This window comes from Legionella maioricensis (assembly GCF_023618015.1).
Lineage (GTDB): Bacteria > Pseudomonadota > Gammaproteobacteria > Legionellales > Legionellaceae > Legionella > Legionella maioricensis.
The window spans coordinates 1-11,640 of the sequence record NZ_JAJKBJ010000045.1 but is presented as its reverse complement, the minus strand read 5'-3'; the positions used below and the strand labels follow the sequence as shown (position 1 = coordinate 11,640).

The following is an 11,640-nucleotide window of genomic DNA, read 5'->3' as shown; positions in this document are numbered from 1 at the left end:
AATCCTGGAGAAAACCCGCCACCCTATTTTTATCGTTCAAATTTTGAGGCAGTATCCTATCACTTGCCTACTCCAAAAATTTCAATCTATTAAAAAATTTTACCGTTCATCTATCTCTATATCAGAGGTTAAAAAAATATATTGACATATTTGTTTTATTTTTGTACAATTTATTTTAAGTTAAGTTTGTCGGCTAAGTGTTAACACTTAATCCAGGATTAACTTAAGTATAACGACTAATCCTCTCCATAAGGATTGATGGAGAACTGGTTTATATAATCTAGTATTAATTAATAAACGGGTTTGTCGCTGAGATAAAGGTGGAAACAAACATATCAATTTACTGATTGTTTATTTCCTGAAGAGTTTAATCGGTGATAATACAACCTGTTTTTATCCGTTGCACCAGTCTATTTTCCTTTATCTCCTCAATATCAGAACTGTTGTCATAAATAGTTTTTTAGGAGAGTTGATTATGTTTTCAAAAATAGAGTCTAACCAAAAGAGTACCCCGATTGCACCTAAAGAATTTCACTTTATTTGGGTCGGCGGTGATGTTTCTGAGAAATATCTTTTAAATCTTCGTGCTGCAGTGACCCAAGCAGAAAAAATGGGTTATAAAGTCAATTTGTGGCTGAGCAACCCAAAGCAGTTTCATAAGACTGCCGCCAAAATGGATATTAACTTTTACGACAAAATAAAGTTAAGAGACATTAATGAATTAACAGAATTTACAAATGCTACTTTTCCTGAAAAAGGCAAAGAAATATTATCTCGCATTAGGCAGGAAATGGCGGGTAACAAAAACTATTCTGCTGCTGCAGACTGGCTGAGGGTGTTAATTTTACTAAAGGAAGGCGGCGTTTATTCAGATATTGATCATATCTTTCTTCCTCGAGACGAAGCCAATGGACTAGACATCCAGATACTTGCTCAATTACCAGAAGATCTAACTCCTTTTAAAAATCAAGGTGTTATTGTAGACAATATCTTTCATTGTTTAACTGAGATAAATGGAAAGCAGCAAACAATGACTACACCCGTAGTTAATATGGAACGGATTAATGAGCTTCTGGAAAAGAGTCAATCGACTAAATGTCACTTAACACCCACAGAGTTTTTAAATTGTATAGGCAAGCCTTGTCCCGTTATTCCAGAGCAAAATAGAGTCAATTGGACTAAGGAACAATTCCAAAAAAACAAGCCTCAATCTCAATTTGATATCGATCTACCTCACGGTATCAAAATACTTGGCGATCACTTTCTTTTGAAAGATGGAAGTGAACCAAAAATGAAAAATGCAATGATGGGTAGCCTAGGTAACGGCTCGGTGATCTCCAAACCTGACAATTGTTTGATGGCAGCCATTCCCGGCTCGAAGGTCTTAGAACAAACGCTTCTAAAATACCTGGCAAATTATGACCGCATCTCAAATGGCTATGATCCTGCTTATGTTTTAAACCGCAAAGTAACTGCCAATGATTTAGCTCAAATTGGTAAAACTCATTTTATTCATGACGTCAATGCCCTGAAGGAGGGAGAAGGTACTGAAGTTCTAATAGGCTCGAATGCTCCTTTCTATATCTATAAGAACAAAGAAGGAGAGTTACTCCTATTCAAACAATCTTCTCATAATATGAGTGAGTTAGAAATGAAAAGAGCACCCGATACAATGCTATTCAGTAGTAGCTATGGTAGAAGAATGATTAGCTCTAATACCCATGCGCTTACTCCAATTCTAATAACCATGAAAGAGGTGCTCCCTGAAGCAAACCTTAGTGATCTGCTGATTCCACCATCTGCACTAGCGGGTAATATCCAACTCCATTGGGACAATACCTGGTTTGGTGATCCATCTCTAGAAAGAAAGCCAGCCTTTACAGACAGTGATGCACACTATGCGAATACTTTTGGTAGAACCCAGTTGGCGGACGAACCAAAAGAAATAGAAATGAAGCTTTTTTCTTATGAAGAAGAGAACATTTGCTTTTCCAGATCGGAAGGAACTCATGTTCAAATAACACCTTCTGACACGTTTGAAAAATGGTTCTCTGAGCTTCCTTTACAAATCAATACGCCACTCAGTAATTCTTATAGTGTGTTTAAATTAAATGATGATGTCATTGCTCTGAATAAAGGGCCAGGCACTCCTGGAGTTCAAATTAGAAAAATGGGGGATATTTATCAGGTCTATAACAATATAAGTGCTGATAGCGGCTTTGAACGTAATGAAGATAAAAAAAGCAATATCGTAACTACATTAGTGGATCTTAACACCGCCCTACGCAATGTTGAACAGCAAAAGCTCGAGTCTACTACAGATAGAGAAAACGAAGGATCTTATTCCATTCGATAGGCAGCACCAGTTGGGTATAAGGGAGGAGGAGCATCATCCTTCCTTTTTTTTAGAGTGAATTACAGCAAGAGCAGCCTGAATGGAAACGCTGGGCAAACCCCAATAATGTGCCACCAGCTCCGGGCTACCACTCTCGCTTTCAACCGTAGCAACGGCATCTAAACACGATACTTTGATCATCAAAGAAATTAAATTAGCCATTTATTACAAATAATATATAATTTGTATATGGATTGGATTAACATATCAGACGAGCATGCTTACCTACACTAAAGTTCAAACTGAAATTATTAATCAACAAAGAGAATTATTATTCGCCTATTCTGGTTTATCTACGGAAGCGGAATTCAGTTTAAAATTAAGCACCATTATTGATAAACTACTAAACGATGAACATTTTAAAAAGAGCAACCCAAGTAAACTGCGCGAAGTACTCTTAAAAGAAGGGATCATGTTGAAAATCAAGAACCCATCGTCCTGCAAAATGAAATAACTTATCAAAAAGCACTAGCCGATCTCTCGTTTCGATTAAAAAATAATCCTGCATCCTTTTTAAATGCATTAACAGATTATAAAAATATTTTTGGCCCAGAAAAAATAGGCTCCGTTTTAAGTCGAAAATTTCTGGATATTGACGAAAAAAAACAAACCTGTTTACTCAATATAGCAATTGAAACAGCGTTTAAAAATGAAGAAAATTATTCTGATGAGCCTATTAATCAATTGCTGAAATTAAATGAATCCCTCAGATTATAGCGTTAGATTGGGATAATTTTTTTTATCTTCCATGCTGGTTTGACAGACACTTGATGCTATGCCAGTATTATTTTTAATGAACAATGTGAATTAAATTTAGTCCAATAGATTTTAGATCAAGGAGGATTGTCATGACAAAAGTTCAGGCTTATGCGGTCCGCGAAAAAGGAGGTCAGCTTTCTCCTTTCGAGTATGAGCTAGGGGAAATGGGTTCTGATCAGGTCGATATCAAAGTTGAGTCGTGCGGAATTTGCCACTCAGACATCGCAATGATCGATAATGAATGGGGGTTTAGTAATTATCCTGTGGTGCCAGGTCATGAGGTAGTAGGTACTATCGTGGCAATGGGAGAACATGTTAAAAATCTGAGGCTTGGCCAGCGTGTGGGGCTTGGATGGTTCAGTGGAAGTTGCATGCATTGTTATCACTGTATGCGGGGTGATCAAAATCTTTGTAGTACGGTAGAACAAACGATAATAGGACGGCATGGGGGATTTGCCAATCGAGTACGCAGCAATGCGGAATGGGTGACTGAGCTGCCCGATAGCCTGGATGCTCATAATGCAGGCCCTTTGTTCTGCGGTGGTATTACGGTGTTTAATCCAATTGTTCAATTTGATGTGCGTCCCACACAGCACGTAGGGGTGATCGGTATTGGTGGGCTTGGCCATATGGCTCTGCAGTTTCTCAACAAGTGGGGATGTGAGGTGACGGCGTTTTCCTCCTCACCGGGTAAAGAAGCCGAAGCCAAGCACATGGGAGCACATCATGTCGTGAACTCTAAAGACAGTAAGGCTTTAGAGGCGCTGGCTGGCAAGTTTGATTTCATACTCAATACGGCTAATGCCAATCTTGATTGGCCGAAGTACCTCAATGCATTGGCACCGCGCGGACGGTTACATACTGTGGGCGTGATCGCCGCTCCCATCCCCGCATCATCTTTTCAACTGATCATGGGACAGCGCAGTATTTCCGGTTCGCCGCTGGGTAGTCCAGCAACGATTCAAGATATGCTCCAATTCTGTGCGCGTCATCAAATCATGCCTTTGACTGAACATTTTGCTATGAAGGATGTGAACAAGGCACTGGATCATTTACGAGCTGGTAAAGCGCGTTACCGTGTTGTTTTAGATAACTGAGATATTAATCATTTAAAGGATATGTGCATGAAGCCCATCCGATTGTCTTTGTTATCACTGTTTGCGGTAATAGTGTATTTGTACTCAACCCTGGCTACTGCATTAAATGTAGAGCTTATCGAAACAAGCCCCAAATCACCCGCAGTACTATACCTGGGTGAAGCCATCTATGTGCTTATCCATTATAAAAGCGATCAACCATTGCGCTTTCAAGCGATGGGAAAAAATTTGAATCAACAGATAAGCAAAGAGGTGCGGCTCAACCCCTCGCAGGCCTATTTCGCTGGGGAGGGCGATGCGATTGCCTGGGTAGCCTACGATAAGCCAACCTATATAGATACAATCACGGTGACTGTCTACGATGAAAAATGGAAACCACTACAAACTAAATCAATGTTACTCTCGGCAATCTGGCAAGAAGGTAGTACGGGCCAAACGCATCCGCAATCCCCTTGGGTAAAACTGCTCAATCAGCAACAACAGGCCCGTGTAAAGCAGCAAGAACCAAGCTCTATATGGGGTATGGTCTTTGTACAACTACTATTTTTTTCTACCCCACTTTACTGGATTTTACAAATCATACTCATTTTTAAATGGTCTGGCAGATGGAGAACGATGGCGTGTCTTCCTTTGTTGGTAAGCATACCTTTGCTTGCTTATACTCTATATGCATTGTATGCCAGTTCTAACTTATGGCCGTTAATGATGATATTCATTACACCGTTTGCTCTTTTGTTTTTGCTGATTCTTATGGGAGTAAAATATTCGCGTCGTGACTGAAGGATTGAGGTACGTCAGCTTTTAGACTTGTCACCTCATCCCGGGTTTCGACTGCGTCTCAACCCAGGCTACAATTGCTTTTCAATAAGAAAGGGAAACGTCATCTCGAGCGTAATGACGGTGTACTCCCCAGATCCTTGGAAGACATCACCGCTGAAGGCTATCTCTCATAGACAAAATATCTTAAATAACATTATATTGAGAACATATTCATCATAAAGGTATAACCATGCTTCGTAAAACCTCTCCGTGTTTTTTTGCAGTGATTATTGATGCGTTAGGATTTGGACTTGTTTATCCTGTAATGACCTCACTATTCACAGCAGATCACAGTCCTGTATTAAGCGCGGATGCCAGCATCGCTCTCAAGCATTTTTATCTGGGATTAAGTTATATGCTTTATCCATTGTGTATGTTTTTTGGCACCTCATTTATGGGTGATTTATCCGATGTCTGGGGTCGAAAAAAAGTATTATTTTTATGCATGATGGGGATAACCCTCAGCTTTTTGCTGATGGGGTTTGGAGTTGCCTTTTCCAGTCTGACTATCTTGCTGATCGGTCGAGCGCTATCCGGCTTAATGGCAGGCAGCCAGCCCATAGCTCAAGCCTCTATTGCCGATCTGAGCACTCCTGAGACCAAGCCATTGAATATGAGTCTTATTTCTATGAGCTTTAGCGTGGGTTCAGTACTTGGCCCATTACTTGGTGGTGTAATGTCTGATTCCCAATTGCTTCCATGGTTTACTTATACCACCCCATTCTTCATGGCGGCCTTACTGGCATTACTTGCTTCCATCTGGATAGGATTTGGCTATAAAGACACCACTCTTGCTTTGTCCCATAAAAAAATATCCATCTTGCGCCCGGTGCAAATTTTCATTGAAGCATTTCAACATAAGTCCGTACGGATTTTGGCACTTGTTTTTTTATTAATGCAGATGGGTTTTAGCCTTTATTTCCAATTTATCATTGTGTATATGAAAAATGCCTACGAGTACACTAATTGGCAATTGGGAGCAGTTCAAGGAATGATTGGTTTAGGTTTTGCCATTGGTATCCTTGCTGGCATGCCTTTATGTGTAAGGCGTTTCAAAGTTTCATCCATTGCTGTAGTCACCCTACTGCTCACCGGTCTCGGGCAATTACTCGTGTATGTCCTACCCCTTTCTTTATTACAATGGCCATTGGCAATAATTATTGCCACATGTGACATCATGGCATTTTCTTGTTTATTAACACTGTTTTCTAATGCAGTGGATGAAAAATCTCAAGGCTGGGTAATGGGGATATCAGGCTCTGTTATGGCCTTTGCCTGGATGATAACGGGATTGGGCTCCAATTTATTGTCCCTCATCTCTAGTGCCGGCTTGATTGCTCTGGGTGGGATGTTATTAATAATTTCAGCTGTCTTATTAAAAACTAAATTGGCAGAGCACCATTAACAATAAGATCTCGAATTAGGCCGCAACTCCAGGTTTAACCCATTTTGTAGCCGGCCCAAATGAAGCAGTAGTCGATAGAAGATTGATTAAATTACTGGGTACTTAGCAAGATGGAAACCGTATTATTGGCAACATTAGTGATGGCTAAATCCAATTTTTCATCTCCATTAAAATCACCTGCCACTATTCCCTCAGGGTGAAGCCCAGTGACATAAGTTAATTGGCTGCGAAAAGTTCCATCACCGTTCCCTAACAAAATGGAAATCGTGTTACCACCGCTATTTGTAATGGCCAAATCCAAGTTCCCATCTTTATTAAAATCACCCACAATTATTCCGTATGGATTAGCCCCAGTCGCATAGTTAGTTTGGGATTGAAAAGTTCCATCCCCCTTACCTAATAAAATGGAAACCGTATTGCTCTCGCTATTCAGGACTGCTAAATCCAATTTACCATTCTTATTAAAATCACCGGCCCCAATTCCTGTGGGATTTTTTCCAGCAGCATAAGTAGATTGGGTACGAAAAGTTCCATTTCCATTATTCAATAAAATGGAAACGGTATTACTTCCACTATTCGTGATGGCCAAATCCAGTTTACCATCTCCATTAAAATCGCCTAGAGCGATTCCATGTGGATGAGTCCCTGTGGCATACATTAATTGCTTTTGAAAGGTTCCATCGCCATTACCGGATAATATTGAAATAGTATTGCTGCCTTTATTAGTCAGGACCAGGTCTAATAAACCATCTCCAGTAAAATCACCTATCACTATTGATTCTGGTTGAGATCCAGTAGCGTAAGTAGATTGAGTAAGAAAATCTCCAACTCCATTATTAAGCAATAGAGAGACGGTATTGCTGCCTTTATTCACTATAGCCAGATCCAGTATACTATCTCCATTAAAATCCCCTACTACAATTCCTTGTGGGTTAATTCCGGTTTTATATGTAGATTTAACTGTAAATGTTCCATTTCCACTCCCCTGCAATATGGAAACCGTGTTACTGGTAAAATGGGTAATGGCCAGATCTAATTTACCATTCCCATTAAAATCACCCTTCGCGATTTCATTTGGCTTATTCCCAGTTGCATAAGTGGATTGGGCTTGAAAAAGAGAAACTGTTTTATTAGTTAACGGGGCATTTTTTGAAAAAGCAAATTGAGTCCAGATTAGGAGCAATATTATTCCTGGTTTACGCAGCCTTAGTTGACTCATTTCATCAATCCTTGATAAAGGTAGCTTTTCTCTGATCTATCCTTTTAGAGCGTACAATTATAATGATGAAAAGAAAAGCCAGCCGCAGCTAAAAACAAAATAGGACTTAAGAAACGTCATCCAGAACGAAGCGAAGGATCTCCAAAATGTGGCTCATGCCTATTTCAGGAGATCCCTCGTCGCAAGCTTCTCGGGATGACGGAAAGTGGCTTAACCAGGCCACTATAGGAGTATGTCCGCCATCCCGGGAGAAGTTAAAAGAATAAATACTTCTGACCTATCAACCCACTGGGGATAAATTTGCCCCACTCTTTGTTTGTAAGATTTCATTCTGCATTTCCAGCGTTTTCTTCAAATATAATTGCTCCTTGTTCTTTTCGTTGCCACATAATGCTTTTTCTTCCGCAGTCATTCTAAGCAAAAGTTGAATGTAATCATCATTAGCTTTTGTTTTATTGGAGAAGGTGGTGGATAACGTTCCCTTTATAACCAGATCAATCAGTTTGGGATTTATATGCCGTTTTCCAATAAATGAATGCTGGAATAATGGGGAAGGATTTTTTTGTTGTACCTGCTGTTTCAAATCGCTCAAAACATCTTGCATCATTTTAAGAAAAACAGTTAATCCTTCAACAGGATTTATTTTTCCTAATGATACCTCCCAGAGAATCTCCAGGCATTTTTGTTTGCATTTGCTTTCTAAGACGTCATCCAAATCATTCATAAAGGGTGGCAATTCCACCGTGGAGTTTAGGCTATCCATAAGGTGGGTACCGCTAAGCAAGCTTTTATGTTTTTCTTTTCCGCCTTCATTTTGATAAATGGTTTTATCCAGTAATGAGGGAGTAAAACTGCTATGACATGCCTCGGTTATGGTTTTATATCCCCTTATAGTGCGTCCCCTGCCATGTTGCAAATCCGTATGCCCGTACGTTGGTATGACCCCTGTTTTATAATAAGCAATCAACGTATAAAAAAATAAATCGACACGCCGATTGGCATGTTCAATCACGTATTTCTCTGACATTTCAAGAAGTGAATTAGGATTATTCTGTTTTTTTTCTAATTGTTGTTTTGAATAAGGTAATGCGAGAGCAGCACTGTAATTGCTTCGGTAATCAAAGCGTATACGTTTTTTATAAGCAAACTGTTTGCGTTCTTCTAATTTTAGTTGGGCAAAAAATTTGGGGCCCTTTACTTCCTCAGAATGAGTACTCGTTGTTGCTTTGCTGTCCATGATTGCTGCTGGTGCTACTTTCTTTTCTGCTCGGAAAACCTGGGATGGAGGTAAATGAGATGAAGAGGCTACAACATCAGAATATAATCTTGTTAAAGGCTTTCTACTAATTGGAAACTTTCGCATCATGGTTTTCTCCTTGAAATTGCCATTATGTCCAGTAGATTCCACCAAAAGCCTTCAGAGTCTTTTTTCCATGAACAGACTCAAATGGACCAACCAAGAGTTTCGCTTAAATAAATTATCTCATTCCACTCTCTGCTTTTGATGAAAGTACTGTCTTATTACAGTACATAGTTATCTTGCATAATTCAAATATTAAAATGCCCATAATCAGCCCTGCATGACTTATTTATTAATTTCAAGAAATTTCTTACATGAATTTGCGACATAATTTAAAACACTCTTGAATACAATTTGCTATGCTTAAAATACGAGGAAGGACAGCGGATGTCTTAAAAGGAATTTCCCAGGTATCACGGACGATACCAAACCACATGGATGTGGTTTACTTTCCTCGCTCCATCTAACCCCATTTCATAATCTGATTAGAAGATAAAAGTTTTGATCTTGATAGAATGAAAAATGCCGCCCATCAAAAGAGGGCGGCAAATAGAAACCGAGCTGTCTGTTTATCAATTACACGCTTTCTAATGCGTGATTTTGAGCTAATGCACCATATTTCTCTTTATAAGCTATAACCAGAAAACCTATAATTCCTAACGCCAAGGTTAGTGGAATAACTCCAATTCCATAAACAAAGGCTTGGGTAACCTCAGTACCACCATAAGTATTAATTACAAAACCAATTACGGTATGGAAGGCATAACCGAAACTCATGATGATCATATTGGCAATCGCAGTGGTCAAACCGGCGAGGTTCTCTGGCACATAAGTAGATACTTTATAAATAGCAAGGATTTGATAAGCACAACATACCCCAACTACAACAAAACTGATGCTGATACTGGTGACGGTTAATATGCCGGCTACAAGAGCAATGAAAGTTAAAAACATTACCGCTCCGGCAGCAATAATAGTACCCAGGTAATATCCTGTTTTTTCTGCAATCAGGCTTAAAATAGGGGAGCCAAAACACATTCCAATAAAAATCATGGAAGGAAGGTAGTTTGCTGTTGTTGCACTAAAACCATAAGCCTGTTTTAAAAAACCAGAACCCCACACATCAGAAAAACCTTCAAGTGGACCAAGCATCAAACCTGCAAAGCAACACAGCAGCATCACCTTACGGTGAGTAAATACCGTCTTTATATTGGCAATAATAGAGGCCTGACGATCTGGCTTGGCTTCCGGGACAATCAGATAAGTAATGCCTGCAAGCAATAAGCCCACCATAACAAAAAGTTCCACTACTATTTTGTAACCCCACAAATGACACAGATAGCTCACGGGCCCACCGCCATAAACAGCACCTATAAGTCCTATCATTACCGAAAGACTAAGCATCCGTGGAAAATGCTGCTCTTTAAAAGTCATACGGATTATTTTAAATAGACCCAAAATTGCAGCAGAGGAACCAATACCGATCAATGCTCTTCCAATAAGAGGATATATCCAATGTTCAGCAAAAATGATGGGCAGTAGACCAATGACCGTCAGTAAAATGCATCCCGTCATTACTTTTCTTGGCCCAAATCGATCCAGCATAATTCCAATAGGCAAATGCATTAACGAATAGCCGAGATAATAAACACCTGAAAATTGTCCAAACACTGCGGCATCGATGTGAAACTGTTGAGTAATATCAGTCAACATAATGCTTGGCATCACTCTTAAGACATATTGATAAGCATAAAATATGGATGCAATTATCCATACGCACCAGGCGGCAATTCGTGAAGCAGACATAATTATCCTCAAAACAAAAACCTAAATAAACACATGGTGAACAAACCATGTACAGTAAAGTATTTTAACTTATTTTTATTGAAATAATATTGCGAAATTCGCTATTAACAACCTAAAAATTGGATAAAAATCCCAATAATATATGTTATTTTAGATATAAATGCTAACATAAGTTGTACTTGTATTATTTTTGAAGAAAATTATGGATCGCACCGATAAGAAGTTACTTGAACAGTTACAATTAAATAGCCAGATAAGCAATCAGGAATTAGCTGACTTGGTGGCCTTGTCTCCCTCGCCCTGTCTTCGTCGTGTGAAACTATTAGAAGACAACGGCTATATCAAAAAACAGGTCGCTCTTCTTGATCCAGAGAAAATAGGATTAAAATTAACCGTTATTGTTTTAGTAGGATTAAACAGTCACCAACCTGCAGTCATGAGTGAATTTGAGGAAAGAGTTCGCTTTCTTCCTGAGGTGGTTCAATGCTACTTGATAACTGGGCAATCTGCCGATTATCTGTTAAAAATAATTGTTCCTGATTTGAATGCCTACCAAGCATTTTTATTAGGTAAATTAACCTGTATCAATGGTGTTGACACCGTACATTCCAGTTTTATTTTACGCACTATTTGCGAAACAACAGCTCTTCCTTTAAGCCACTTGGACTAAAGCACGCCCCAATACTTTACCCCACTGCCATTGACTTAAAAAACGTCATCCAGAGTGAAGCGAAGGAGCTCCCAAATATGGCTCATGCCTATTTCAGGAGATCCCTCGTCACAAACTCCTCGGGATGACGGATAGTTGAGTATCAGCACTAAACGATTAACAAAAAAACC

General features: G+C 39.3%; 10 protein-coding genes. 6 read left to right on the top strand and 4 right to left on the bottom strand.

Going from position 1 to position 11,640, the window contains the following annotated elements; all coding sequences use genetic code 11:
• Window positions 1-475: 475 nt before the first annotated feature.
• On the top strand, window positions 476-2,356 hold the full coding sequence (locus tag LOX96_RS17245; protein ID WP_250424717.1) for a TcdA/TcdB catalytic glycosyltransferase domain-containing protein: 1,881 nt from the start codon (window positions 476-478) through the stop codon (window positions 2,354-2,356).
• Window positions 2,357-2,389: 33 nt separating this feature from the next.
• On the opposite strand, the gene LOX96_RS17240 is transcribed toward LOX96_RS17245, so the two are convergent.
• A complete protein-coding gene (locus LOX96_RS17240) occupies window positions 2,390-2,557 on the bottom strand; it encodes a hypothetical protein (protein WP_250424716.1) in 168 nt (55 codons plus the stop codon).
• Between the two features lie 55 nt (window positions 2,558-2,612).
• On the opposite strand from LOX96_RS17240, the gene LOX96_RS17235 reads away from it, so the two are divergent.
• From LOX96_RS17235 to LOX96_RS17220, 4 genes are all read left to right on the top strand, one after another.
• Window positions 2,613-2,849 (top strand): hypothetical protein, encoded by a 237-nt coding sequence (locus tag LOX96_RS17235; RefSeq protein WP_250424715.1) that lies wholly within the window; start codon window positions 2,613-2,615, stop codon window positions 2,847-2,849.
• 394 nt (window positions 2,850-3,243) lie between these two features.
• Window positions 3,244-4,251: an NADPH-dependent aldehyde reductase Ahr gene (gene ahr / locus LOX96_RS17230; RefSeq protein WP_250424714.1), complete on the top strand. Its 1,008-nt coding sequence runs from the start codon at window positions 3,244-3,246 to the stop codon at window positions 4,249-4,251.
• 27 nt (window positions 4,252-4,278) lie between these two features.
• On the top strand, window positions 4,279-5,031 hold the full coding sequence (locus tag LOX96_RS17225; protein WP_250424713.1) for a hypothetical protein: 753 nt from the start codon (window positions 4,279-4,281) through the stop codon (window positions 5,029-5,031).
• A 229-nt stretch (window positions 5,032-5,260) separates the two neighbouring features.
• Window positions 5,261-6,475 (top strand): MFS transporter, encoded by a 1,215-nt coding sequence (locus tag LOX96_RS17220; protein ID WP_250424712.1) that lies wholly within the window; start codon window positions 5,261-5,263, stop codon window positions 6,473-6,475.
• A 91-nt stretch (window positions 6,476-6,566) separates the two neighbouring features.
• Here LOX96_RS17220 and LOX96_RS17215 read toward each other — a convergent pair whose 3' ends face one another.
• The 3 genes from LOX96_RS17215 to LOX96_RS17205 form a co-directional block, all read right to left on the bottom strand.
• Window positions 6,567-7,694, bottom strand: coding sequence for an FG-GAP repeat domain-containing protein (locus LOX96_RS17215; protein ID WP_250424711.1), 1,128 nt, complete (start codon window positions 7,692-7,694; stop codon window positions 6,567-6,569).
• Window positions 7,695-7,974: 280 nt separating this feature from the next.
• Window positions 7,975-9,060 carry a hypothetical protein gene (locus LOX96_RS17210; protein ID WP_284498406.1) on the bottom strand — a complete coding sequence of 362 codons (1,086 nt, stop codon included), beginning with the start codon at window positions 9,058-9,060 and terminating at the stop codon, window positions 7,975-7,977.
• A gap of 510 nt (window positions 9,061-9,570) precedes the next feature.
• Complete coding sequence (locus tag LOX96_RS17205; protein ID WP_250424710.1) at window positions 9,571-10,800, bottom strand: MFS transporter; 1,230 nt, start codon at window positions 10,798-10,800, stop codon at window positions 9,571-9,573.
• 202 nt (window positions 10,801-11,002) lie between these two features.
• Here LOX96_RS17205 and LOX96_RS17200 point away from each other — a divergent pair, with 202 nt between their 5' ends.
• A complete protein-coding gene (locus LOX96_RS17200; RefSeq protein ID WP_250424709.1) occupies window positions 11,003-11,470 on the top strand; it encodes an Lrp/AsnC family transcriptional regulator in 468 nt (155 codons plus the stop codon).
• The last annotated feature ends 170 nt before the right edge of the window (window positions 11,471-11,640 follow it).